At 66.8% G+C, this 25702-nt stretch carries 20 protein-coding genes; 8 read left to right on the top strand and 12 right to left on the bottom strand.

The annotated features are described in order from the left end of the window. Positions 1-200 precede the first annotated feature (200 nt). The 3 genes from JEY66_RS42445 (at position 201) to argG (ending at position 3573) form a co-directional block, all read left to right on the top strand. Positions 201-1298: an ISAs1 family transposase gene (locus JEY66_RS42445; RefSeq protein ID WP_248887588.1), complete on the top strand. Its 1098-nt coding sequence runs from the start codon at positions 201-203 to the stop codon at positions 1296-1298. A gap of 74 nt (positions 1299-1372) precedes the next feature. Continuing rightward, complete coding sequence (locus JEY66_RS42440) at positions 1373-2155, top strand: phosphatase PAP2 family protein (protein ID WP_016846283.1); 783 nt, start codon at positions 1373-1375, stop codon at positions 2153-2155. A gap of 80 nt (positions 2156-2235) precedes the next feature. Continuing rightward, complete coding sequence (gene argG / locus JEY66_RS42435) at positions 2236-3573, top strand: argininosuccinate synthase (RefSeq protein WP_016846284.1); 1338 nt, start codon at positions 2236-2238, stop codon at positions 3571-3573. Between the two features lie 164 nt (positions 3574-3737). Here the strand turns inward: argG and JEY66_RS42430 are convergent, their stop codons facing one another. Beyond that, positions 3738-4325 (bottom strand): TetR/AcrR family transcriptional regulator, encoded by a 588-nt coding sequence (locus JEY66_RS42430; RefSeq protein WP_018269373.1) that lies wholly within the window; start codon positions 4323-4325, stop codon positions 3738-3740. Between the two features lie 96 nt (positions 4326-4421). On the opposite strand from JEY66_RS42430, the gene JEY66_RS42425 reads away from it, so the two are divergent. After that, a complete protein-coding gene (locus tag JEY66_RS42425; protein WP_018269374.1) occupies positions 4422-4787 on the top strand; it encodes a hypothetical protein in 366 nt (121 codons plus the stop codon). A gap of 114 nt (positions 4788-4901) precedes the next feature. Continuing rightward, the gene (locus tag JEY66_RS42420; protein ID WP_018269375.1) at positions 4902-6656 is read left to right on the top strand and encodes an alkaline phosphatase; all 1755 of its coding nucleotides are present in this window, start codon (positions 4902-4904) and stop codon (positions 6654-6656) included. 258 nt (positions 6657-6914) lie between these two features. Here the strand turns inward: JEY66_RS42420 and JEY66_RS42415 are convergent, their stop codons facing one another. From JEY66_RS42415 to JEY66_RS42390, 6 genes are all read right to left on the bottom strand, one after another. Then, a complete protein-coding gene (locus JEY66_RS42415; protein ID WP_085964754.1) occupies positions 6915-9251 on the bottom strand; it encodes an OmpA family protein in 2337 nt (778 codons plus the stop codon). Between the two features lie 172 nt (positions 9252-9423). Beyond that, the gene (locus tag JEY66_RS42410; protein WP_233475705.1) at positions 9424-9714 is read right to left on the bottom strand and encodes a hypothetical protein; all 291 of its coding nucleotides are present in this window, start codon (positions 9712-9714) and stop codon (positions 9424-9426) included. Between the two features lie 109 nt (positions 9715-9823). Further along, positions 9824-10210, bottom strand: a complete 387-nt coding sequence (locus JEY66_RS42405; RefSeq protein WP_016845485.1) for a VOC family protein — start codon at positions 10208-10210, stop codon at positions 9824-9826. Positions 10211-10401: 191 nt separating this feature from the next. Continuing rightward, complete coding sequence (locus tag JEY66_RS42400) at positions 10402-11259, bottom strand: FkbM family methyltransferase (RefSeq protein ID WP_085964755.1); 858 nt, start codon at positions 11257-11259, stop codon at positions 10402-10404. Between the two features lie 30 nt (positions 11260-11289). Beyond that, on the bottom strand, positions 11290-13341 hold the full coding sequence (locus tag JEY66_RS42395; RefSeq protein ID WP_016845487.1) for an ABC transporter ATP-binding protein/permease: 2052 nt from the start codon (positions 13339-13341) through the stop codon (positions 11290-11292). 159 nt (positions 13342-13500) lie between these two features. After that, the gene (locus JEY66_RS42390) at positions 13501-15645 is read right to left on the bottom strand and encodes a hybrid sensor histidine kinase/response regulator (RefSeq protein WP_018269378.1); all 2145 of its coding nucleotides are present in this window, start codon (positions 15643-15645) and stop codon (positions 13501-13503) included. Positions 15646-15979: 334 nt separating this feature from the next. Here JEY66_RS42390 and JEY66_RS42385 point away from each other — a divergent pair, with 334 nt between their 5' ends. From JEY66_RS42385 to JEY66_RS42375, 3 genes are all read left to right on the top strand, one after another. Next, positions 15980-16267 (top strand): FeoA family protein, encoded by a 288-nt coding sequence (locus JEY66_RS42385; RefSeq protein WP_026192088.1) that lies wholly within the window; start codon positions 15980-15982, stop codon positions 16265-16267. Further along, the gene (gene feoB / locus JEY66_RS42380; protein WP_018269379.1) at positions 16264-18138 is read left to right on the top strand and encodes a ferrous iron transporter B; all 1875 of its coding nucleotides are present in this window, start codon (positions 16264-16266) and stop codon (positions 18136-18138) included. Before JEY66_RS42385 ends, feoB begins: the two co-directional genes overlap by 4 nt. 125 nt (positions 18139-18263) lie before the next feature. Continuing rightward, the gene (locus tag JEY66_RS42375; protein WP_018269380.1) at positions 18264-21014 is read left to right on the top strand and encodes a bifunctional acetate--CoA ligase family protein/GNAT family N-acetyltransferase; all 2751 of its coding nucleotides are present in this window, start codon (positions 18264-18266) and stop codon (positions 21012-21014) included. Between the two features lie 28 nt (positions 21015-21042). Here the strand turns inward: JEY66_RS42375 and JEY66_RS42370 are convergent, their stop codons facing one another. The 5 genes from JEY66_RS42370 to JEY66_RS42350 form a co-directional block, all read right to left on the bottom strand. Continuing rightward, positions 21043-21828 (bottom strand): succinate dehydrogenase iron-sulfur subunit, encoded by a 786-nt coding sequence (locus tag JEY66_RS42370; RefSeq protein ID WP_016840277.1) that lies wholly within the window; start codon positions 21826-21828, stop codon positions 21043-21045. An 18-nt stretch (positions 21829-21846) separates the two neighbouring features. Continuing rightward, positions 21847-23685 (bottom strand): succinate dehydrogenase flavoprotein subunit, encoded by a 1839-nt coding sequence (gene sdhA, locus JEY66_RS42365; RefSeq protein ID WP_016840276.1) that lies wholly within the window; start codon positions 23683-23685, stop codon positions 21847-21849. A gap of 3 nt (positions 23686-23688) precedes the next feature. Then, positions 23689-24063 carry a succinate dehydrogenase, hydrophobic membrane anchor protein gene (gene sdhD / locus JEY66_RS42360; protein WP_085964893.1) on the bottom strand — a complete coding sequence of 125 codons (375 nt, stop codon included), beginning with the start codon at positions 24061-24063 and terminating at the stop codon, positions 23689-23691. A gap of 14 nt (positions 24064-24077) precedes the next feature. Continuing rightward, positions 24078-24476, bottom strand: coding sequence for a succinate dehydrogenase, cytochrome b556 subunit (sdhC, locus tag JEY66_RS42355; RefSeq protein WP_026192089.1), 399 nt, complete (start codon positions 24474-24476; stop codon positions 24078-24080). Positions 24477-24705: 229 nt separating this feature from the next. After that, positions 24706-25626, bottom strand: coding sequence for a LysR family transcriptional regulator (locus tag JEY66_RS42350; protein WP_018269381.1), 921 nt, complete (start codon positions 25624-25626; stop codon positions 24706-24708). Positions 25627-25702: the final 76 nt, after the last annotated feature.

Genomic DNA, 25702 nt, shown 5'->3' with positions numbered 1-25702 from the left:
CGAGGTGGGGTGAAGTCTCTCCACATGAGAACTGCCCGTGTTGAGAGATCACCCCACCCCAGCTCACATTTCGCTGCGCTCAACGTGAGCCGACCCTCCCCCTCCAGAGCAGGGGAATCGCATGTGGTGCACATGCAAGTAGTTGCCAAATCGAAGGAAAGGGATTCTGAAGGCAGCTCCTGATCTGAAGGGAGCGGCCGATGCAACGATTTGCCGAGTGCTTTGAGGATTTGCCGGACCCGCGGGCCGACAACGCGCTGCATGACCTGACCGAGATCTTGTTCATCGCGCTGATGGCGACGCTGTGTGGGGCGACGAGTTGCACGGATATGGCGCTGTTTGCCCGGATGAAGGCCTACCTTTGGCAGGATGTTCTGGTGCTCAGGAACGGCCTGCCGAGCCACGACACGTTCAGTCGGGTGTTCCGGATGCTCGACCCGAAGGCGTTTGAGGTCACGTTCCGGCGTTTTATGAAGGATTTTGCGCAAGGCGCGAAGATCAAGCGGCCGCGCGGTGTGATCGCGCTCGACGGCAAAGCGTTGCGACGCGGCTACGAACGCGGCAGGAGCCACATGCCGCCGGTGATGGTGACCGCCTGGGCGGCGCAGACGCGCATGGCGCTTGCCAATGTGCTGGCGCCGAACAACAACGAAGTCGATGGCGCCCTGCAGTTGCTTGAACTCCTGCAGCTCAAGGGCTGCGTAGTCACGGCCGATGCCCTGCATTGCCACCGCGCGATGGCCAAAGCGATCGTGGCACGGGGCGGTGACTACGTGCTGGCGGTGAAGGCGAACCAGCCCGCTCTGTTGGAGGATGCCAAAGCCGCAATCTGCGCCGTCAAACGCAAGGGCAAGACTTCGCTCACTACCACCGATGCGGACCATGGACGCACCGACAAGCGTGTTGCTCTCGTTGCGCCGGCTCCCGGCATGGCCAAGAAGCACGACTTCCCGGGCTTCAAAGCCGTCGCCCGCATCACCAGCAAGCGTGGACAGGACGACACGGTCGAGCGCTACTTCCTGATGAGCCGCCCCTACAGCCGCAAAGACGTCCTGCGTATCGTCCGCGCTCATTGGGGCATCGAAAATAACCTGCACTGGCCGCTCGACGTCACCCTCGACGAGGACCTCGCCCGCAACCGCAAGGACAACGGGCCGGCCAACCTGGCCGTGCTCAGGCGCCTGGCCCTCAACGTCGCCCAAGCCCACCCGGACACGACAGGCTCCCTGCGCGGCAAGCTCAAACGCGCCGGATGGAACGATGCGTTCCTCTTCGAACTCCTCGGTCACATGCGATAGCCCTGCCCTCCAGGGGAGGGTAAGGCAAGCAGACGCACTTTCCATGCCCCGCCGCCTCGGCTAAACCGCGCGCCATGAACCGGACCGGACTTTTCATCGCGCTGGCGCTGGCGCTCATCGTCGGCATCCTGTTCGGGATCTATCCCGAGCTCGACCTGAAGCTGGCGGCGCTGTTCTACGATGTGGCGCGGAAAACCTTCCCGCTGAAGCTCGACGCGGTGGCGTCGTTTGCGCGCGATGCGGCGATGTGGATCGCCTGGGCGCTGGTGCTGCCGGCGATCGTGACCATCGTCTGGAAATTCATCCGGCCGGACCGGCCGATGCTGATGTCCGGCCGCGCCGCCGTGTTCCTGCTCACCACGATGCTGCTCTCGGCCGGCGTGCTCACCAATTTCACCTTCAAGAATTACTGGGGCCGGCCGCGGCCGGTGTTCGTGACGCAGTTCGGCGGCGATTTGCAATTCATGCCGTGGTGGGACCCGCGCGGCGGCTGCCCGCGCAACTGCTCGTTCTTCTCCGGCGAGGGCGCCACCGCGTTCTGGACCTATGCACCGGCGGCACTGACGCCGCCCGCCTGGCGGCCGCTGGCCTTTGCCGGGGCGACCGTGTTCGGCATCGTCACCAGCGGGCTGCGAATGGCCTTCGGCGGGCACTTTTTCACCGATGTGGCGATTGCCGGCCTGGTGTCGTTCTTCACCGTCTGGCTGTTCTATGCGCTGATCTACCGCTGGGCCGCGACCCGGCTCACCGACGCCCAGGTCGATGCCACCCTGACGCGGCTGGCGATGCCCGGCTACCAGTGGATGCAGCGCTGGCGCCGGGGTCGCCAGGCGGAGCCGAGCCCGCCCGAAGTCTGATTAAAGGCGTGCCCAGGCTCCGGAAATTTGATATTCGGCCTGCCTAATTCACCACCGATTTCGACCGATTGGACCGTCCCATGAGTACGATTCTGAAAAGCCTGCCCACCGGCGAAAAAGTCGGCATCGCGTTCTCGGGCGGGCTCGACACGTCAGCGGCGCTGCTCTGGATGAAGCTGAAAGGCGCCAAGGTCTTCGCCTATACCGCCAATCTCGGCCAGCCCGACGAGGCCGACTACGACGCGATCCCGCGCAAGGCGATGGATTTCGGCGCCGAGAAGGCCCGCCTGGTCGATTGCCGCACCCAGCTGGTCCATGAAGGCATCGCCGCGATCCAGTCTGGCGCGTTCCACATCTCGACCGGCGGCATCACCTATTTCAACACCACGCCGCTCGGCCGCGCGGTGACCGGCACGATGCTGGTCGCGGCGATGCAGGAGGATGGCGTCAACATCTGGGGCGACGGCTCGACCTACAAGGGCAACGATATCGAGCGCTTCTATCGCTACGGCCTGCTGACCAACCCGAGCCTGCGCATTTACAAGCCCTGGCTCGACCAGCAGTTCATCGACGAGCTCGGCGGCCGCGCCGAGATGTCGGCGTTCATGACCGCGCAGGGCTTCGCCTACAAGATGAGCGCGGAGAAGGCCTATTCGACCGACAGCAATCTGCTCGGCGCGACGCATGAGGCCAAGGATCTCGAGAGCCTTGCGAGCGGCATCACCATCGTCAACCCGATCATGGGCGTGCCGTTCTGGCGCGCCGATTGCGACGTCAAGGCTGAGAAGGTCGTGGTGCGCTTCGAGGAAGGCCAGCCGGTCGCGCTGAACGGCAAGACGTTCGCCGATCCGGTCGCGCTGTTCCTCGAGGCCAATGCGATCGGCGGCCGCCACGGCCTCGGCATGAGCGACCAGATCGAGAACCGGATCATCGAGGCCAAGAGCCGCGGCATCTACGAGGCGCCGGGCATGGCGCTGCTGCACATCGCCTATGAGCGTCTCGTCACCGGCATCCACAATGAGGATACGATCGAGCAGTACCGCATCAGCGGCATGCGGCTCGGCCGCCTGCTCTATCAGGGCCGCTGGTTCGATTCGCAGGCCTTGATGCTGCGCGAGACCGCGCAGCGCTGGGTGGCGCGCGCCGTCACCGGCGAGGTGACGCTCGAGCTGCGCCGCGGCAACGACTACTCCATCCTCAACACCGAGAGCCCGAACCTGACCTATGCGCCGGAACGGCTCAGCATGGAGAAGGTCGAGGACGCCGCCTTCACGCCGGCCGACCGCATCGGCCAGCTGACGATGCGCAACCTCGACATTGCCGACACCCGCGCCAAGCTCGGCCTCTACAACAAGACCGGCCTCATCTCGAGCGGCGAGGGGGCGCAGATCTTTCAGCTCGAGAACGACAAGGGTTGAGGCGGCAAGTCGCGCCGCAAATTCGCTGTCGTCCCGGCGAAGGCCGGGACCCATAACCACAGGATCGCGTTGTTGAAGCGAGCTGTGGCCCCAGCGTTGCGCAGCAATTGACGGTCGTGGTTATGGGTCCCGGCCTTCGCCGGGACGACGTGGGGAGTGTTCGGCTACTTCACCCTGAGCGCATCGAGCAGCGAGCGGAACGCCCGCGCGTAATCGGTGCCGGTCTTGCCGATGTCCGGCCCCGCGGAGACCGCAACCGCGGCTTCCGTCACCGCGCCGAGCAGCAGCCGCGCCAGCGGCTCGATCGGCTGCCTGGCGATCACGCCGGCGTCCATCGCGGCGGCCAGCGCGCGCGGAAACTTGCCGCCGAAATGCCTGGCGTCGATCTCGCGCCAGCGTTCCCAGCCGAGCACGGCGGGGCCGTCGCGCAAGATGATCTGGCCGGTCGGGCCTTTCGAGCACGCCGCGAAATAGCCCTGCGTGCCCGCCGCCATCGCCGCCAGCGGATCGTTCTCGGCGCGCGAGATGCGATCGAGATCGGCGACGAGGTCGATCGACACCTGCTCGAACACCGCCTCGAACACCGCCTCCTTGGTCGCGAAGTGATGATAGACCGCGCCCTTGGCGACACGCGCGCCGGCGGCGATGTCGTCCATCGTCGCAGCGGCGAAGCCGCGCTCGCCAAAAATGCGCCGCGCCGCCTTGACGATGGCGGCTCTGGTTTTCTCGCGTCGTTCGGCCTGGGTTGCCATCATCCATCTCTAGCCCAGGTTCCGTAGTCGCGCCAGTTGACTTACCGACTCTTGGTCGATAAATACCGACCGGTAGTCGATAAATGGAGAGTGCTCATGCCCTCGCTCAGGACGTTGCAAGCCTTCGCTGATACGGTGGAATCCAACGACCATGTCGGCGCGATCAGGAATTTCTACGCGGTCGATGCCCGCACCCAGGAGAATGACGGCGAGTGGCGCGTCGGCCGCGAGGCGCTGGCGGCGCGCGAGGCGGCGGTGCTGGCGGCGGTCGCCGGCGTCAAGACCACGCGGTTCGGGCCGCTCCTACTCGACGGCGATCATTCGGCGATCTGCTGGCGGTTCGAATTCACGGCTAAGGACGGCAAGGTCCGCAGCATGGAGGAGGTCGCCTGGCAGACCTGGCGCGGCGAGGAGCTGGTCGAGGAGCGCTTCTTCTACGATCCGCAGCAGATGGCGCGCTGAGACCACGCCGGCCGTTGCGGCAATACGCCCCGGCGCCGCCTCATTGCGCCGTCATCCGCCGCCACTAGCCTCCGCCCCGGCGCGCATCATGCGCAAGAGGCGGAGCATCCGATCATGATCAAGCAAGTTGCCGGCGTGGCTGTCGCCCTGTTGTTGTCGGCAGCTCCGGCGTTCGCGCAGACGATCTATCCGATCGATCGCGCCGATATCCTCGCCGGCGCCAAATTCGACTTCAAGGTCGAGCTTCCGGGCGTGGTCGATCAAGCAAAGCTCAAGGTCACGCTGAACGGCGCGGATTATGCCGCGGTGTTCGGCCAGGGCGGCACATTCACCGCGCGCGAGGTCGGCCGGGAGCAGTCGGCGCTGTTGCTGCGCGATGTCTCGCTCGCCAAGCCCGGACAGGTCGCCGTCGAAGTCAGCGACGGCACGCAGAGCCGGACGGTGACCTGGACCGTCTACGACACCGGGGCACGCAAGGCCAGGAACGTGATCCTGTTCATCGGCGACGGGATGTCGCCGTCGCATCGCGTCGCCGCGCGAATCCTTTCGAAGGGGATTGCGGAGGGCAAGAGCCGCGGCAAGCTCGCGATCGACGACATGCCGCATATGGCGCTGGTTGCGACCGCGGGCTCGGACTCGATCATCACCGATTCGGCGAACGCCGCGAGCGCTTACGCCACCGGCCACAAGGCCGCGGTCAATGCGCTCGGCGTCTACGCCGACCGCACGCCCGATCCGCTCGACGATCCCAGGGTCGAGACCATCGTGAGCCTCGCCAAGCGCCGGGCGGGCCTCGCCGTCGGCATCGTCACCAACGCCGAGGTCGAGGATGCGACGCCGGCGGCGATGGTTGCGCATACCCGCCGCCGCGCCGCCTATGACGCGATCGTCGCGCAATATTTCGACGCGAAGCCCGACGTGCTGATGGGCGGCGGCTCCGCGAACTTCCTGCCGCAATCCACGTCCGGGTCGAAACGCAAGGACGATATCGACTATCTCGCGCGCTTCCGCGACGCCGGCTATCCGGTCGCGACCACCGCAAGCGAACTCGCCACGCTCGCGGCCAAAGCGGACACCCGCCAATTGCTCGGCCTGTTCGCCGCCGGCAACATGGACGGCGCGCTCGACCGCAAGTTCCTGAGGGGCGGTGGCGTCAGGAAATTCCCCGAACAGCCTGACCTGACCGAGCAGGTTCAGGCCGCGCTCACGGTGCTGTCGAAACACGAGGCCGGTTTCTTCCTGATGGTCGAATCCGGCCTGATCGATAAATACGCCCATCTGCTCGACATGGAGCGCGCGGTCTACGACACCATCATGCTCGACAACGCGGTGCGGCTCGCAAAGGACTGGGCGAAAGCGCGCAGCGACGACACACTGATCCTGGTCGTGGCCGACCACAACCATCCGAACAGCCTGGTCGGCACCATCAATGACGACATGACGACACCCAACGTGCCCCTGCGCGAGCGCGTCGGCGTCTATGAGAAGGCCGGCTTCCCGAATTATCCGGCGCCGAACGCCGAGGGTTATCCGTCACGCGTCGATGTCAGCCGGCGGCTTGCGATCTTCTCGGCCAGCCTGCCCGACCACTACGAGACGTTCCGCCCGAAGCTCGACGATCCGAACGAGCCGACCGTGAAGGGCGATCAGCCCGACAGTTTCAAGGCCAATGACAAGTACAAGGATGTCCCCGGCGTCGTGCTGCGCTTCGGCAATCTGCCGGCAATGATCGGCGCCAGCGTGCATTCCGGCGAGGATGTCATCCTCACCGCGACCGGCCCCGGCAGCGAGCGCGTCCACGGCTCGATGGACAACACCGAAGTATTCCGCGTGATGGTCGAGGCGCTGGGACTGGGCGCGGAGAAGTAACGAATGAAGAGATTGGGTCGATCAGCATGCCCGCTGTACCTCTCCCGCTTGCGGGGGCGACGCTCCTCCAACCTCCCCTTGAGAAGGGGGAGGTCGCTTTGCTCGCCAGAGCAAAGCGGGTGGGGATCTGCTCTCTCCGCAGCCACCGTCATCTGCGGCTGACCCCCATCCCGACCTTCCCCCTTTCAGGTGGAAGGAGAGCAAACAAAAAATGGCCGGGATCGCTCCCGGCCATTTCGTATTGTGACGTCGCGCGGCTCAGCGCGGCGGCGCGGCGGAGGCGGTGCCGCCGTTGAGCAGCGGGGTGATGCGGCGGACGGTGACGCGCCGGTTGATGCGGCTCGGTCCGTCGGTCTGCTCCTTCAGATATTGCGAGCCGTAACCCTGCGAGGTCAGGTTCTCCGCCGGCACGCCGAATTGCTGCGTCAAGAGCTCGGCGGCGGATTGCGCACGGCGGTCGGACAGCGACAGGTTGTCGGTGTCGTTGCCGGTCGCATCCGTATGGCCCTCGATCAGGAACACCTCGCGCGGGTTGCGCTGGATGGCCCGGTTGAGGCCGTCGGCGATCACCTGCAGCCTCGCCGCCTGGTCCGGCGGGATAGTCCACGATCCGGAGTCGAAGTTGATCGTGTTGACGTCGATGCTCGGCATCTGCATGCGGACATTGGGGCTGTAGCGGATCTCGTCCAGCGAGTAGCGCCGTTCGATCCGCTGCACCGGCGGTGCTTCCATGGTCTCGTAGATCACGTCGGGCGACGCGTCCTGCGCGTCGACGATGTAGCGATCGTAGGGAATGTTGACCACCGGCGGTGGCACGTCGACATAGAAGCCGCCGACCGCCCGCGGATCGCGATAGCTGTTGTCGATGATGACGACCTCGCGTCCGCCGGTATCCCTGCGGATACGGCGCAACATCTGGCCGTCGGAGCCGACCACCGTGATGATCTCGCTGCCGTCGGGACGAACCACGACCGTCCGCGTCTCGCCGCCGATCGTCTCGGTGCGGATATCGCGCGCGCCATAGCGGAAACGATAGACGTCGTCGCCGCGGACATAGGCCTGGCCGCCCGGATCGCGGATGATGACGCGGTCCGGTTCGGTGTAGATGGTGCGGCCGCCTTCGACGACCTCCTGCCGCTGGCTGTGCAGGTCGGCGATGCTGCCGCCGATGATGGCGCCGGCGACCACGCCAGCACCGACCGCAGCGCCGATGGCGAGCGGCTTGATGTTGTCATGCCGCGGCGGCGGCGGCAGCGGCGCTGCGACCGCTGGCGCGGCCCGGAAGGCCGGCGCAACCGTCGGCGGGGCGTATTGCGCGCGGCCGGGCGGCGGCGTTGCGGCGGCCGAGCCGGGAACGACCGACGGCGCCGGCGCGCCCATCGCAGCTCCCTGGGCCGGTGATACGCCGGGCGCAACGCCCGGGCGTGCCGGCTGACCCGGAGCCGGGGTCGCGCCAGGCGCGCCCATTGCCGCGCCCGGGGTCGCAGGCGTTCCGGGCGGTGTCGCCGGACGTCCCTGCTGACCTGGCGCCGGTGGCGTCGGCGTTGCGCCGGGTGCCGGAGGTGTTGTTGCGGCAGGCGGGGTGCCTGGCCGCGCAGGCTGTGCGCCGGCAGCCGGAGGCGTCGGTGTCGGTGTCGCGCCGGGAGCTGTCGCGGCGGGCGGCGTGCCCGGTCGTGCCCCTGCTGCCGGCGGCGTTGTCGTTGCCGAAGGCGCGGGCGTTGACGTCGCCGCGGGCGGCGTGCCCGGCGGCTGCTTGGCGCCGCCAGGACGTTCACCGCGTTCGCCACCCGGACGATCGCCAGGGCGGCGTTCGGCCGGTGCCGTTGTCGGAGCTCCCGGGGTTGCGGGCGTCGGTGTCGGCGTTGCCGCTGTGGGCGGGGTGCCGGGGCGCGCTGCCGGCGCGGCATTCGGCGTGGCGCCGGGGGTTGGCGTCGGAGGCGTGTGCGCGGGACCTGCGCCGGGCGGCGGCGTGCCGGGTCGCTGCGGTGCTGCGGCCGGCGGCGGTGGGGTCGGCGTCGGATGTGCGGGGGCGGCCGCCGGCGGTGGCGTGGTTGGCTTCGCAGGTGCCGCCGCGGGCGGCTCCGGCCGTGCCGGGGCCGGCGATGGCTTCGCGGGTGCGGCCGCGGGCGGTGGCGGTGTGGGACGTGCAGGCGCAGCCGCCGGCGGAGGCGTCGTCGGGCGCGCCGCAGGCGGCTCGGGCCGTGCGGGAGCGGGCGGCGGCGCCGGATGCGGCGCGGCTGCCGGAGGCGGGGTCGGCTTTGCCGGTGCAGCCGCGGGCGGCTCGGGCCGGGCAGGCGCTGCAGGCGGGGTCGGCTTCGCGGGTGCTGCGGCCGGCGGCGGAGCAGGATGTGCGGGCGCCGCAGCGGGAGGTGGCGCCTGCGGATGCGGCGCTGCGGCCGGCGGTGCCGGACGTGTAGGAGCACCCGGCGCGCCCGGCGCTGGCCGCGCCTTCGGCTTTCCGTCAGGTCCGGTTTCTTCCTTTTGCTGCGCCTGTGCGACGACCAGAGGCGAAGTTTGGGCGTGCGACGCTGAGGTGGCGAATTGCATCACCGTCAGCGCAGTCGTGGCAAGCAGCACGAGACGAAGCTTTGTCATTGTCTAGGAGTCCCCGGCGAAAAGTCTGGGCAGGAAAGAAAACTGAGAGCCGAACAATTCGGCAGGACGATGAACCGCCAGCCGTTAGGCCGGATTGTGGCGAGCCACGGATCATCGGCGAAGTTTATTTCGACATTATAACGGGTTGCATGTGTGATTGTTCACCGCGCGTTCAGAAGAAACGCGCCGACACATTTGCAATCGACGTGGAACTTGGGCGCAAGGGCGACTCACCGGCGGCGAGTCGATCTGTCGCAGGTGGCGGGCCGGACGGTCCAGGCGGTCCGCGCACCGGCGATTCGTCAGGTGTCTTGCCGGGCAACTCGTCCGGTCGCGGTGGCTCGCCGGGTTCGCGAACCGGCTCCGGAATCTCGGGGCGCGGACTGCCGGGAGGAATTCCCGGCGGCGGCTCGCTCGGTGTGCCCGGCGTCGTCGGCGGAATCTCGGGAGGCTCGATCGGCATCATATCGAGACCTCGCGGCTGTCGCCGATGCCAGGTCGCGTCGCGCGCATCAATCGCTCCATCGAAGTTCGCAGCGACAACGGATCGCGCGCCGCGGCGTTCCGATGTTTCACCCGGGCGTGTGGCAGACCGCCTCGATATTGTGGCCGTCGGGATCGAGCACGAATGCGCCGTAATAGTTCGGGTGATAATGCGCGCGAATGCCGGGCGCGCCGTTGTCGCGGCCGCCGGCCGCCATCGCAGCCTTGTAGAAGGCGTCGACGGTGGCGCGATCCTTGGCCGTGATGGCGATATGCACCGGCTTGTTCATCGCGCCTTCGCCGCCGATCCAGAAGTCCGGCTTGCCGTCGGCGCCGAAGCCCGCGGCAGGCGCGTGCCCGGTCACTTCAGCGGGCACTTCCATGATCAGGCCGTAGCCGAGCGGCGCCAGCGCCGCCTGGTAGAACGCCTTCGCGCGTTGATAGTCGGAGACGGAAAAGCCGATATGGTCGATCATCGCGAGCCTCCCTTGTTGTATGACACTACATCCGCGGACTCGTTGCACCTCTCCCGCTTGCGGGGGAGGTCGCATTGCATCGAAGATGCAGTCCGGGTGGGGGCTCTTTCCACAAAATGACTCGTGGACACACCCCCACCCCGGCCCTCCCCCGCAAGCGGGAGAGGGAGCAGATCTCGGCCGCGGACATCTCAGCTCCGTACCAGCAGCGTGTTGCTGCGCGTCCGGCCTTGCTCGACGTAACCGCGCGCGTGCATGTCCGCAATGCAGTCGTCGGTCCATTCGTCCTTCGACAGATGCTCGATCACCACCGCGCCGGGCCACAGCGCCTGCGGCGCGTCGCGGAAGAAGCCGATCAGCACGCGGTCTTCGAAACCCTCGACGTCGATCTTCAGCGCGTCGACCTTGCTCGCGCCGGCCTCGTCGAGGATGCGTTGCAGCCGCAGCGATGGCACCTTGAACGCCTTGCCTGTCGGCGTGCCCGTGACGATGTGACTAGCGCCGAGATTGTCGCCGTCGGTCTCGATCATCAGTTCGCCATCGGTCGGGCCAGCGGCCGCCGCAACCAGGCGCACTTGCGGAAAGCCGGAGGCCTCGGTGTTGAATTTGAGCCGCGCATGCGTCACCGGATGCGGCTCGATCGCGATCACCTTGCCGCCGGGCCCGACATCGCGCGCCAGCGCCAGCGCATAGGTGCCGACATTGGCGCCGAGATCGACGAAGGTGCCATCAGCACCGACATGCGCCCGCAGGAAGGCGAGTTCTTCAAGGTTGTAATCGGGATTGAACAGCGCGCCGCGCTCGGTCGCGCTTTGCTGATGATAGAAGCGGAACGATGCGCCCTGGTAGGTCACGTCCAGCGGACCCGTGCCGAACAGATTGACCAGCTTCGACAGCCAGGGCCGGAACGCGCCGCGCTTCAATCCGCTAGCATGCGCCAGGCGGATGATGGCGGCCTGCGCCGCGTTGGGCGCGAAGGCGCCGAACGGCGCCGGCGATATGTCGTTGCTGGGGATCACGCATGGCCTCGTCAAAAGCGCGGCATGCATAGCCGGTTTTGCCGGCAGCGCCAACGCCCGTTACGCCGCCTTGCCCGCTGCCTGCCGTTGCCGCAGGAAGCGGCCGAGCAGCCTTCGCTTGCCCTTGCGCGGGATCAGATCGACGTCGCTGACCAGTTTGGCGCCGCCCTTGCGGCGCTCCAGTACGATCTTGCGGCTATGGAACGCTTCGAGCTCGACGCGATGGGCGACGCTGACGATGGTCGCCTTCGGCAGTTCCGTCGTCACCGTCTCCATCATCTTGTCCTGGCTCTTCTCGTCGAGCGCGGACGTCGCTTCGTCGAGCACGACGATGTCGGGGCTGTGCAGCAGCAGGCGGGCAAAGGCGAGCCGCTGCTTCTCGCCGCCGGACAGGGTCTGGTCCCACGGCGCGTCCTCCTCGATCTTCTCCTTGAGATGGTCGAGGCCGACCTTGTGCAGGGCACGGCTGATCTCATCGACGCTCCAGTCCTCCGCCGCGCCGGGATAGGCCACCGCACGCCGCAGCGTGCCCGAGGGCACGTAGGGCTTTTGCGGCAGCATGAACAGTCGGCGGTCCGGGTGCAGGCCGACACTGCCGCCGCCCCATGGCCACAGGCCGGCGATGGCGCGCACCAGCGTGCTCTTGCCGGTGCCGGATTCGCCGGCGACCAATAGCCGCTCGCCCGGTTCGATCACCACCTCGGTCTCGCCGACCACGGCGGTGCCGTCGTCTAGCGTGACGGAGAGATCGTTGAGGCTCAGCATGGCCTCGCCCTCGGTCTCGCCGCGCTCGATGCGGCCGAAGCCGTCGCCGGTCTCGGCGCGTTCGAGCCCGTCAAGCGACACCATCAGCGAGGCGATGCGCCTCGCGCAGGCGTTCCAGTCGGCGAGCCGCGGATAATTGTCGACCAGCCAGCCGAACGCGGTCTGCACGATGGTGAAGGCCGAGGCCGCCTGCATCACCTGGCCGAGCGACATGCTGCCGTCGAGGAATTTCGGCGCGCACAGCAGCAAGGGTACCACCGGCGCAATGAGATTCGATCCCTGCGACACCAGCGTCGTGCGCATGTGCTGCCCGGCGAGCCGCGCCCATTGCCGCAGCACGTTCGAGAACGTCTTGTCGATGCCGTCGCGCTCCTCGGTTTCGCCGCCGAGCAGCGCGATGCTTTCGCCATTCTCGCGCACGCGGGTCAGGATGTAGCGGAATTCCGCTTCCGCCTGGTTCTTGTCCTCGGAGATTTGCACGAAGCTGCGGCCGATCGCCGTGATCGAGCCCGACGCGATCGCCGCATAGATGATCGCGGCAATGACCAGGAAGCCCGGGATGCTGATCGACGAGCCGCCGAGCGTCACCGTCAGCGCGCCGCCGATGGTCCAGAGCACGACGATGAAGGTGACGGCCGAGAGCAGCGCCGACGTCACGCCGGCGATGAAGTCGACCGGAGAATCGGTCGCGATCCGCAGATCCTCTGCGATCCGGTACTCCGGATTCTTGTGATCGCCGTCGACCAGGTTGAGCTGGTAGTAGCGGCCGTTGGTCAGCCAGCGCGAGACGACGGCGTTGGTCAGCCAGGCGCGCCAGCGCCGCTGGATGCCCATGCGGCCGAACACCTGGGCAACGCCCAGCAGCACGCTGCCGATCGCGAGCGGAAAGAAGATGGCGGTCAGGTGGAAGACACTGGCCGCGTCACGCTTTTCGATCGCATCGAAGATCGCGCGATTCCAGACATTGATGCCGTACTGAACGGCGACGTTGGCGACGATCAGCAGCAGCAGGCCGATCGTGAACAGCCATGCCAGCCGGTCGCCGCTTCGGCCCCAATAGCCGCGCGCGCTGATCCAGAACCGCGTCAGCAAATAGTCCTTGCGCGCCTGTTCGGCCTCTTCGGCCGATAGCTCGGGATCGGGTTCGACGATTTCCGGCGGCGTCGGTTCGACATGATCGCCGTCTTCGGCAATCACCTCGACGAATTCCGATTTGTCGTCCGCTTCGCTTGCCGCGGGATCCTTGCGCTCTTGATCGGCCGCCTTTGCGCTCGCTTTCCGAGGCGATGCAGTCTTGGCCGGCGACCGCCCGTCCGACGATTGGGATTTTACCTCAGCTTTGCCCATGGCACGATAACGCCAGGCAAATTACCCGGTTCCGCCCAGCATCCGGCGGTCAGCCGCGCGTATTGCAACGACGAGTCCCAGCCACAACTTCCGCCGCGGCGTATGGTCCCGGCTTTCGCCGGGACGGCAGCGAATATGTGGCACGCGCACGCGATTCATTTACCCCGCCGGCGCTTGATCGCGCCTCAGCCGTCGCGACCGGGTCGCCTTGTGCAGCACGCGCGCGAGCTGCTCGGCCGAATACGGCTTCTGCAGCAGCTCAAAGCCGCCGCTGCCCTGTTGCGACAGCACCTGGCTGTAACCGGAGGCGAGCACGATCGGCAGATCAAGCCGCTGCCGGCGGATCTCTTCCGCTAGCTCGATGCCGCTCATGCCAGGCATCACGACATCCGTGAATACCAGGTCGAACCGGTCAGCGTCGACGGCCAGCTCCTCCAGCGCGTGGGTGGCGTTGTCCACCAGCACGCAGGTGCAGCCGAGCTGGGTCAGCGTGTCGGCGGCAAACTTTCCGACCTCGGCATTGTCCTCGACGATCAGGACCGATGCGCCGGTCCGATCGATCGCGGGCGCATCCTCGGTGCGCTGCGCTCGCGCGCCATGCCCGCCGACGACGCGCGGCAGATACAGCGTGAATGTCGCACCCTTGCCGACTTCGCTGGTGACGGTCACCTCGCCGCCGGACTGCTTGGCGAAGCCGAACACCTGGGACAGGCCAAGGCCGGTGCCGTGACCGACCTCCTTGGTGGTGTAAAACGGCTCGAAGATGCGGCCGAACAGCTCCTGCGGAATTCCGACGCCGGTGTCGGTCACCGACACCGCGACGTGGCCGGGCGAGTTCGGCGGCGTGCTGGTCGCGGACGGCAGCCTGTCCACGGCGCGGACCGCGATCGTGAGCCGGCCGACGCCGTCCATGGCGTCGCGCGCGTTCACCGCCATGTTGATGATGGCGGTCTCGAACTGGCCGGCATCGGCGTTGACGAGACAGGTCTCGTCCGGCACCTGCGCCGTGATCTCGATGCGCGCGCCGATCAGGGTTGCGATCATCTCGCTCAGGGTGCGGACGCTCTGGCAGGCGTCGAACACCTCGGGCTTGAGGGTTTGCCGCCGCGCGAACGCAAGCAGCTGGTTGGTCAGCTTGGCGGCACGGTTCACGGTGTTGGAGATCGCATCGATGTAGCGCTGCCGCCGCGGCTCCGGCAGGTCCGGCCGCCGCAACATGTCGACCGACGCGCGGATCACGGTGAGCAGGTTGTTAAAATCGTGCGCGACGCCGCCGGTGAGCTGCCCGAGTGCCTCGAGCCGCTGGCCGTGCCGCAACGCCTCCTCGGCCTCGATGCGCCGGAGGGCCTCCTCCTGGAGGCGCTGGGTTCGCCGGAAGGCGAGCGCGAGCAGGCCGAACAGCAGGGCGGTGGCCGGGATCCCGAAGATCAGGTGCTGGGCCATGGTCGACATCCAGCGCGACTGGATCACCGAGGTTTCAAGGCCGGCACTGACATAGACCGGGTATCCCGCCAGCCGCTGGTAGCGCATGCGCCGCTCGATGCCGTCAGCCGGGGAATGGATCGTCATCGCCCCGGCCTCGGGATTGGCGACGATCTGCCGCCCGAGCGGGCCGCTCGGCTCGAACCGGACGTCGCGGTTGACGGCAGGGAAGTGCGCCAGCACTGCGCCGTCGGTCCGGATCAGCGCCAGGAAGCTGCCGGGCTCGCGGCCGATCCTGGCGTAGAAATTCTCGAAATATTCCGGAAGCACGGAGACCTGGATCACGCCGGCAAAGCTGCCGTCGTCGCCGTTGCGGCGCCGGCCGACGCTGAAGAACCGCGAGCCCTGATAGGGCGGCCGCGGCGTCAGCACCTCGCCGATATAGGTGCCGATGTCGCCCTGGGCATGAATCCGGAAGTAATCCCGGTCCGAAAAGTCGACGTCGGGGGCCGGCTGCACCAGGCTGTTGACGAGGGCGCGGCCGTTGGCGTCGAACACCCAGACCGATTTCACCTGGGGAAGCGCCACGGCGACCTGGCGCAGCCGCTCGTGCAGGCTCTTCTCGCGTGCGCCGATATCGGCATCGCCCATGCCGCGGACGACCTCGGTGACCTCGGCGAGGCCTCGATCGATGGTCTCGAACACCTTCAGCGCGTGCTCATGGGCGACATCGAGGGTGCGCTGGATCTCCTGGTCGGCGGCCTCGCTGGTCGAGATCCAGGACATTGCGGAGGCAAAAACGAACAGCGCCAGCGGAAGGGCCAGCGCGGCGGCCATCATCCATTGCAGCAGTCTCAGCGAATTGCGTTGTGCGGTCTGCACGGGCGCTCCGGCTCCGCGCGAACCATAACGCAAACCGTTACGCGGGAGGAAGCGAAACGGCGCCGCCGGGCGCGGCGCGGACGCTCGTTCGCCATTCCGCGACCTGTCAAGGTTACCGGAGGCCCAACCCAGATCGATCAATTGGGAGCCGGCTCGCGTCCGGGGCCGCGGAGGGCGGCTGCGGCACGGGGGCATCACGACCTCGTTAGCGCCTCGCCGGCAGTCAAGCGGAAAATCGACCTGGATGGCGCTCCCGGGCGCTGTTTTTAGGAGTTCTAAAACCTCTCACGGGCAAACGCTTGACCCTGTGACTACCTGCTGAAAAACAGGCCGCATGACAGGCGATCCAAACAGCTCCCGGGATAATTTGCAGGACGTCCGGCTCGGACATGCGGATCGCGGTTTTGTCGGAAAGATCATCAGGCTCGATGCGCTCGTGACGGGCTCATCGCTGTCTCCGCAGGAGCTGGAGCAGCGCCTGGTCGAGATGGGATTTGTCGAGGGCGCGCGCGTGGAAATCCTGCATGAAGGAACGATCCGAAAGGACCCGATCGCGGTGCGCGTCGACAACATCACGATCGCGCTGCGCCGGAGCGAAGCCATGGCTGTGATCGTCGAATGACCACTGCATCCCTGCGCCTGGCGCTGGTCGGCGCGCCGAACACCGGCAAGACGTCGCTGTTCAACAGCCTGACCGGCAGCCGCCAAAAGGTCGCCAACTATCCGGGCGTCACCGTCGAGCGCAAATCCGGCGGCTTCGTCACGCCGGAGGGCCGCAGCGTGACCGTGCTCGACCTGCCCGGCACCTATTCATTGCGCGGCCGCAGCCCGGACGAGGAGATCACCCGCGACATCGTGCTGGGCCGCTTCGACGGCGAGGCGGTGCCCGATCTCGTGCTCTGCGTCGCGGATGCCACCAATCTGCGGCTGACCTTGCGGCTGGTGCTCGAGCTGAAGCGCGTCGGCCGGCCGATGATGCTCGTGCTCAACATGATCGATATCGCGAGGCGCCGCGGCGTCACGATCGACATCGACCGGATGTCGCAGGAGCTGGGGCTACCGATCGTGACCTCGGTCGCGGTCCGCAAGGGCGGCATCGACGAGCTCCTGAAGCGGACCGACGAATTCCTGGCGAAGTCGCATGAGGCGGCGGCCAGCGAGTGGACGACGCCGACGATTGCCGACCTCAAGGCGGCGCAGCGCGAGGCGGACCGCATCATCGCCGCGGCGGTGACGCTGCCGACCAAGCCCGACACGCTGACCAACCGGATCGATTCGGTCGTGCTGCATCCGGTCTGGGGTCTCGTGATCCTGGCCGTGATCCTGTTCGTGATGTTCCAGGCGGTGTTCACCTGGGCGCAGCCGGCAATGGAATTTCTCTCGGACAGCTTCGCCGCGCTCGGGCAGCTGATCCACAATTTGCTGCCCGAAAGCTGGAGCCTGTTGCAGAGCTTCCTGCAGAACGGCGTGATCTCCGGCGTCGGCAGCGTAATCGTGTTCCTGCCGCAGATCATCATCATCTTCCTCTTCATCCTGCTGCTGGAAGATTTCGGCTACATGGCGCGCGCCGCGTTCCTGATGGACCGCATCATGGGCGGCGCCGGGCTGCATGGCCGCGCCTTCATTCCGCTGCTGTCGAGCTTTGCCTGCGCCATTCCCGGCATCATGGCGACGCGCGTCATCGACAATCGCCGCGACCGCCTGACCACGATCCTGATCGCGCCGCTGATGACTTGCTCGGCGCGCATTCCGGTCTACACGCTGATCATCTCCGCCTTCGTTCCGGCGACCACGCTGTGGGGTTTCGTCAATCTGCAGGGGCTCGTGATGTTCGGCCTCTATGCCGCCGGCATCACCAGCGCGCTGACGGTCTCGGCGATCGCGAAGTTCTTCCTGTGGCGCGATCACGCGCCGGCGCCGTTCATGCTGGAATTGCCCGACTATAAGATGCCGCGGCTGCGCAGCATCGCGATCGGCGTGTTCACCCGCGCCAAGATGTTCCTGTACCGGGCCGGCACCACGATCCTCTCGATGATGGTGCTGATCTGGTTCCTGGCCTCGTTCCCGCAGGCGCCGGCCGGCGCCGAGGGGCCGGCGATCAATTACAGCTTTGCCGCGATGATCGGCCATGCGCTCGAGCCGCTGCTGCGGCCGATTGGCTTCAACTGGCAGATCGCGGTGGCGCTGATCCCGGGGATGGCGGCGCGCGAAGTCGCGGTCGCGGCGCTCGGTACGGTCTATTCGATCGAGGGCGGCAAGGAAGCGGCGGACCAGATCGGCCAGGTGCTGGCACAGAGATGGACGCTGGCGACCGCGCTGTCGCTGCTGGTCTGGTACATCTTCGCCCCGCAGTGCGCTTCGACGCTCGCGGTGATCCGCCGCGAGACCGGCGGCGCGAAGTGGATGGTGGTGACGTTCATCTACATGCTCGCGCTGGCCTATGTCGCGAGCTTCCTGACCTTCAACCTGGCACAGGCGCTCGGCCTGCATTGATCGGCAACGCAGTTTCATCATCTCTATTCGAAACTGCGACAGGTGCATGCAGCCAAGCGAAGCAGTAGAGTTGGTCGAGGGCGCGTGAAGCGGGCGCCTCCGCGTGTTCCCTGCGAGACCATGCAATGTCGACGTACGGCCTGGAGCGGCTATTTTCGCCTCGAAGCATCGCGATCGTCGGCGGCAGCCCGCGTCCGTCGTCGCTCGGCGCGGCGGTGCTCAGGAACATCAGAGCGAGCGGCTTCACCGGCCGCGTCGGCGTGGTCAATCGGAACTATGCCGACGTCGATGGTACGCAGACCGTTCCCGACCTGAAGTCGCTCCCGTTCGTTCCGGATCTGGTCGTCATCAGCGCACCAGCTGCGGCGGTTCCGGAGATCGTCGCGGAGGCGGCTTCGGCCGGCGTTGCCGGTGCGGCGATCCTGTCGGCCGGTCTTGGCCATGGCGCGGGCTCGCTCGCGGAGATCGCGGGACAGACGGCGCGACGGCATGGCATGCGCCTGATCGGGCCGAATAGCCTCGGCGTCATGGTGCCGCGCGCCAAGCTGAATGCGAGCTTCGCCTCGCATCAGCCGTCCGACGGACACGTTGCCCTGATCTCGCAGTCCGGCGCGGTCGCGTCGGCGATGATCGAGTGGGCGGCGGAGCGGCGGCTAGGCTTCTCCGGCATCGCGTCGATCGGCGGCCAGCTCGATGTCGACGTCGCCGACCTCCTGGATTATTTCGCGCTCGACGACCACACCAGCGCGATCCTGATCTACCTCGAGGCGGTCAATGACGCGCGCAAGTTCTTGTCGGCGGCGCGCGCCGCTGCGCGGTTGAAGCCGGTCGTCATCGTCAAGTCGGGACGGATGGCGCAGGGCGCCAAGGCCGCCGCGACCCACACCGGCGCGCTGGCCGGCTCCGATGCGGTCTACGACGCCGCATTCCGCCGCGCCGGCATGCTGCGCGTCTACGACCTGCGCCAGCTGTTCGATTGCGCCGAGCTGCTCGGCCGCGGCTTCATTCCGCGCGGCAACCGGCTGGCGATCCTGACCAATGGCGGCGGGCTCGGCATCCTCGCGACCGACCGGCTGGCCGAGCTCGGCGGCGTTCCCGCGACACTGACGGCGGAGACCATCGCGCGGCTCGACAAGGTGCTGCCGCCGGGCTGGTCCTGCGCCAATCCGGTCGACATCGCGGGCGATGCCGATGCCGACCGCTACGTGGTGGCGCTCAGCGCATTGCTCGATGATGCCAACAGCGACGCGGTGCTGGTCGTGAATGTGGAAACCGCGGTGGCGCCGGCCCAGGGAATTGCCGAGGCGGTGGCGCAATGCGTGCGCGACCGCAGGACGAAGCGGAGTGCGGTCGCCGCGCTGGTGCTCGCGGCCTGGGTCGGCGCCGACGAACGCACCGGCGCGATCTTCGAGGCGGCGCGGATTCCGCATTTCCCGACCGAGGACGATGCGGTGCGCGCCTTCATGTATCTGGTGCGCTATCGCGAGGCCTCGACCGCGCTCGCCGCAACCCCGCCTGGCGTCGCGTCGGTGTTCACACCGGAGACGGCGGCGGCGCGGCACGTCGTCGTGAAGGCGCTGTCGGAAGGGCGCGCCAGGCTCGATCCGGCCGAGATCGTCGCGCTGTTCGCGGCCTATCGTATTCCGATCGTGACGACGCTCGTCGCCGAGACCGCCGAGGACGCCGCCGCGAAGGGAGCGCCGTTCCTCGCCGAGGGACATGCGATCGTGGTCAGGGTGTTCTCGCGCGACATCCGGCACGCCTCCGACGTCGGCGGCGTGATCCTCGACCTGCGCACGAAAGACAGCGTCGTTGAAGCTGCACGGACGGTCATGGCGCGGGCACGAAGTGCCCGGCCCGATGCCATCCTGCAAGGCGTGACGATCCAGCCGATGATCGTGCGGCGCGCGGCGCGCGAACTGATCCTCGGCATCGCCGAAGATCCGACCTTCGGTCCGGTGATCGTGTTCGGGCGTGGCGGCCCCGCGGTCGAGGTGATCAACGACAAGGCGCTGGCGCTGCCGCCGCTCGACATGAATCTCGCCCGCGAGCTGATCGGACGCACCCGCGTCTCGCGGCTGCTCGGCGGCTATGGCGATGTGCCGGCGGTCCCGGCCGATGTGGTGCCGCTCACCCTCGTCAAGCTGGCACAGATGGCGGCCGACATTCCCGAGGTCGCCGAGCTCGACATCAATCCGATGCTGGCGGACGAGAGCGGCGTGCTCGCGCTCGATGCGCGGGTTGCGATCCGCAAACCCACCCGGCTGTTCGCCGGCCACACCCGGCTCGCGGTGCGGCCCTATCCGTCGCAATGGGAGGGCGAGCTTGCGCTGCGCGACGGCTCGCGCGTCACGGTGCGGCCGATGCGGCCGGAAGACGAGCCGATGGTCAGCGAGTTCTTCAAGCGCGTCACCGCCGAAGACCTCAGGCTGCGCTTCTTCCATGCGATGAAGGAATTCTCGCACGCCTTCATCGCGCGCCTGACCCAGCTCGACTATGCGCGGGCGATGGCGTTTGTGGCGCTCGATCCGAACACCGGCGAGATGATGGGTGCGGTCCGGCTGCACTCGGATTCGCTGTACCAGAATGCCGAATACGCGATCCTGCTGCAGTCCGATCTCAAGGGCAAAGGCCTTGGCTGGGCGCTGATGCAGCTCCTGATCCACTATGCGCGGTCGGAGGGCTTGAAGCGTCTGTCCGGCCAGGTGCTGACCGAGAACACCACGATGATCGGGATGTGCCGCGATCTCGGCTTCACCGTGACGATGGATCCGGGCGATCACAGCATCGTCGACGTGGTACTCGACCTCGATCGATCCGGCGTCGATGCAGTCGGCGCCGATATCCTGATCCGGCCTGCTGCGGCTGGCCGCTGACACCAGCGCCAGCCGCGGCTGCAACGGATCAGATCTGGCGTTCGACCAGCTTGAACTTGAGCTCGGCGATCGCTTCGGAGGGATTGAGGCCCTTCGGACACGCCTTGGCGCAGTTCATGATGGTGTGGCAGCGATAGAGGCGGAACGGATCCTCGAGATTGTCGAGCCGCTCGCCGGTCGCCTCGTCGCGGGAGTCGGTGACCCAGCGGTTTGCCTGCAGCAGCGCGGCGGGGCCGAGGAAGCGTTCGCTGTTCCACCAGTAGCTCGGGCACGAGGTCGAGCAGCAGGCGCACAGGATGCACTCGTAGAGGCCGTCGAGCTTCTCGCGGTCCTCGTGGCTCTGCCTCCACTCCTTCTGCGGCGTCGGCGTCGTGGTTTTCAGCCACGGCTCGATCGAGGCATACTGGGCGTAGAAATTGGTCAGGTCGGGGACCAGGTCTTTCACCACCGGCTGGTGCGGCAGCGGATTGACCTTCACCGCGCCGCCGGCGCCGACGTCGTGCATCGACTTGGTGCAAGCCAGCGTGTTCTGGCCGTCGATGTTCATCGCGCAGGAGCCGCAGACGCCTTCGCGGCAGGAGCGGCGGAAGGTCAGCGTCGGATCGATGTGGTTCTTGATCCAGATCAGACCGTCCAGCACCATCGGGCCGCAATCATTGGTGTCGACATAATAGGTGTCGACGCTCGGATTCTTGCCGTCGTCCGGGTTCCAGCGATACACCCGAAATTCGCGCGTCTCGGTGGCGCCGGCCGGCTTCGGCCAGGTCTTGCCGCCGGAAATCTTCGAATTCTTCGGAAGTGCGAATTCAACCATGCTTGCTCGCCTTCGTTCTCAGTAGACCCGCGCCTTCGGCGGGATGTACTGCACGTCATTGGTCATCGTGTAGCTGTGCACCGGACGGTACTCGATCGCGGTCTTGCCGGCCGGATCGATCCAGGTCAGCGTGTGCTTCATCCAGTTCTTGTCGTCGCGGTCCGGGAAATCCTCGCGCGCATGCGCGCCGCGGCTTTCGGTGCGGTTCGCCGCCGAATCCATCGTCACGACCGCCTGCACGATCAGATTGTCGAATTCCAGCGTCTCGACCAGGTCCGAATTCCACACCAGCGAGCGGTCCGACACCGAGATGTCGCCGACGCCGCCATAGACCTTGTGGATCAGGTTCTGGCCTTCCTGCAGCACGTCGCCGGTGCGGAACACCGCGCAATTGTTCTGCATCACATGCTGCATGCTGTCGCGCAGCTTCGCGGTCGGCGTGCCGCCGGAGGCATGGCGGAAATGATCGAGGCGGCCGAGCGCGAGGTCGGCGGAATCCTTCGGCAGCTCCGGCTGCTTGGCGTTCGCGGTCAGCTTGTCGGCAAGGCGCAGCGCCGCGGCGCGGCCGAACACCACGAGGTCGATCAGCGAGTTGGAGCCGAGACGGTTGGCGCCGTGCACCGAAACGCAGGCGGCTTCGCCGATCGCCATCAGGCCCGGCACCACCGAATTGTCGTCGCCATTGCGCTTGGTCAGCACCTCGGCGTGATAGTTGGTGGCGATGCCGCCCATGTTGTAGTGCACGGTCGGCACGATCGGGATCGGCTCGCGGGTGACGTCGACATTGGCGAAGATCTTCGCCGATTCAGAGATGCCCGGCAGCCGCTCATGCAGCACCTTCGGATCGAGGTGGTCGAGGTGCAGGAAGATGTGGTCCTTCTTCTTGCCGACGCCGCGGCCTTCGCGGATCTCGATCGTCATCGCGCGCGAGACGACGTCGCGCGAGGCGAGGTCCTTGGCCGACGGCGCATAGCGCTCCATGAAGCGCTCGCCCTCGGAGTTGACGAGATAGCCGCCTTCGCCGCGGGCGCCTTCGGTGACGAGGCAGCCCGAGCCGTAGATGCCGGTCGGATGGAACTGGACGAACTCCATGTCTTGCAGCGGCAGGCCGGCGCGCAGCACCATGCCGCCGCCGTCGCCGGTGCAGGTGTGCGCCGAGGTGCAGGAGGCATAGGCGCGGCCATAGCCGCCGGTCGCCAGGATCGTGGTCTGGGCGCGGAAGCGGTGCAGCGTGCCGTCATCGAGCCTGAGCGCGATCACGCCGCGGCAGACGCCCTGATCGTCCATGATCAGGTCGATGGCGAAGAACTCGATGAAGAACTCGGCCGAGTGGCGCAGCGACTGGCCGTACATCGTGTGCAGCATGGCGTGGCCGGTGCGGTCGGCGGCGGCGCAGGTGCGCTGCGCCTGGCCCTTGCCGTAGTCCAAGGTCATGCCGCCGAACGGGCGCTGATAGATCTTGCCGTCCTCGGTGCGCGAGAACGGAACGCCCCAATGCTCGAGCTCGTAGACCGCGTCGGGCGCGTTGCGCACCATGTACTCGATCGCGTCCTGGTCGCCGAGCCAGTCCGACCCCTTCACGGTGTCGTACATGTGCCAGCGCCAGTCGTCCTGATGCATGTTGCCGAGCGAGGCCGAGATGCCGCCCTGCGCCGCCACCGTGTGCGAGCGGGTCGGAAACACCTTGGTGATGCAGGCGGTGCGCAGCCCGGCTTCCGAGCAGCCGACCACAGCGCGCAGGCCGGCGCCGCCGGCGCCGACCACGACGACGTCGTAGGTGTGGTCCTGGATCGGGTAGGCCTTGCCGTTCGTGGCCGGGCCACCGTTGGTGGCCTTGCCGTTTCCTTCACCGGCCATGGATCAAACTCCCGACGACAATTTGAGGATTGCGTAGATCGAGGCCAATGCGACCGCGACGCAGAAGAAGTTGTTCGCCATCACGCTGGCGATCTTCAGCTTCTCGTTATGGATGTAGTCCTCGATCACGACCTGCATGCCGATCTTCATGTGCCAGGTGCTGGCGATGATGAAGAGCAGCAAGATGATGGCGATCGGGATCGAGCCGAGGATCTGCGCCGCGCCGGCATGGTTGCGGCCGATCAGCGTGATCACCACGACGATCACGGGAACGATCAGCAGCGTCATCGCAACCGCGGTGAGGCGCTGGCGCCAGAAATCGCCCGTGCCGGTGTGCGCGGAGCCGAGGCCGCGGACGCGCTCCAGCGGCGTGCGCATCGAAGAGGGGCCGCTCATCGTCCACCTCCCACGGCGTAAGCGATGATCCAGATCAGCACGGTCAGCGCGATGCCGGCGACCAGCGCGCCCCAGGTCAGGGCTTCGCGCTCATTGGCCTTGAAGCCATAGCCGAGATCCCAGACGAAATGCCGGATGCCGCTGCACAGATGGTGCATCAGCGCCCATGTGTAGCCGAACACGATCAGCTTACCGATCGCGCTGCCGGTGAAGGCCTGGACGTTGGCGTAAGCTGAGGGGCCTGAGGCGGCGGCGGTCAGCCACCAGGCCAGCAGCAGCGTGCCGAAATAGAGCGCCAAACCCGTGGCGCGGTGGACGATGGACAGCGCCATCGTCAGCGTCCACCGGTAGGTCTGCAAATGGGGTGAAAGCGGTCGTTCGATCCTGGCGGTCATCGGCGGGCTTTATGTTGTGAGGGACCGCGGCCGGCCCATCGGGGAACGCGGTAGAGGAGTTCTATTTACGGACTAGGATCACCCCGCGCAACGGCCAAATAGCCTTCGGTCGAACCGAAGTTCATTGTTAGAGTTGCCGAATTCTGGTTGATCCGCAGTGTGGTATACTACATACAAGGCCGAGCGAACCAAGTAATGAATCATAATACTCGCGGATCGATTGGCGCACTCAGCCGCCCGCAAACGGGGTCCGCAAGGCATCGATTTTACCCCACTGTTCCACCAGATAATCGACAAATGCCCTGATCTTAGGCGATGCGAGACGTGACGGCTGAAGCATCAGTTGCAGCGGCGTCGGTGCCGGCTCGTGGTCGATCAGCAGGCGCGTCAGGCGACCGTCGGCGAGTTCGGACTGCACCTGCCAGGACGGCACGCGGACGATGCCGGCGCCCTCCCGCGCCGCGTTGACCAGCGCGTCGAGGCTATTCATCCAGAGCCGACCGGATATGCGGATTTTGCGACCCGTCTTGCTGCCGTCGGCAAAACGCCACTCCGCGCTGCCGGGCGAATCGGAAAACACCAGGCAGTCATGCCCGGCAAGATCGTCCGGCGTCCGCGGCGTACCGCGCCGGGCCATATAGTCCGGCGACGCGCACACGATCATCTGCAGATCGGTGAGCTTCCGCGCGATCAGTTGCGAGTCGCGCAAGCGGCCGATGCGGATAGCCAGATGGATATCCTCCTCGACCATGTCGACGGCGCGGTCGACCAGAAGAAGGTCGACGGACAGCGCCGGATAGCGGCGCAGAAACTCGACCAGCAACGGCGCGATCACGAGCCGCCCGATCAGGCCCGGCGAGCTGACGCGGATCCGCCCCGACGGCTGAAGCGGGTCGCGCGACAGCGCCGCCTCGATCTCCCTGACCTCGCCGAGGATCGATTTCGCGCGCTCGTAGAGAATGCGCCCGTCATCGGTCAGCGCGAGTTGGCGGGTGGTGCGCAGCAACAGGCGGGTGCCGAAATGCTCCTCGAGCGCGCTGATCTGCCGGCTCACCGAGGTCAGCGAGCTCGGCAGCGCGCGCGCCGCCGCCGACAGGCTGCCGCTCTCGACCGCGCGGACAAAGGCCGCCATCGCCGCAAGCTGGTCCAAGCCCGATCCTTCCGTATTCCGCAAGAGAGCCTGCTCAAGAGCATAGATACTCCCAAATCCCAAAAGGGGCTATTGC

It is taken from the genome of Bradyrhizobium elkanii USDA 76, from assembly GCF_023278185.1.
GTDB classification, from domain to species: Bacteria; Pseudomonadota; Alphaproteobacteria; order Rhizobiales; family Xanthobacteraceae; genus Bradyrhizobium; species Bradyrhizobium elkanii.
Note: the sequence above shows the minus strand (reverse complement) of the source record. Positions and strands in the feature narration are given on the sequence as shown.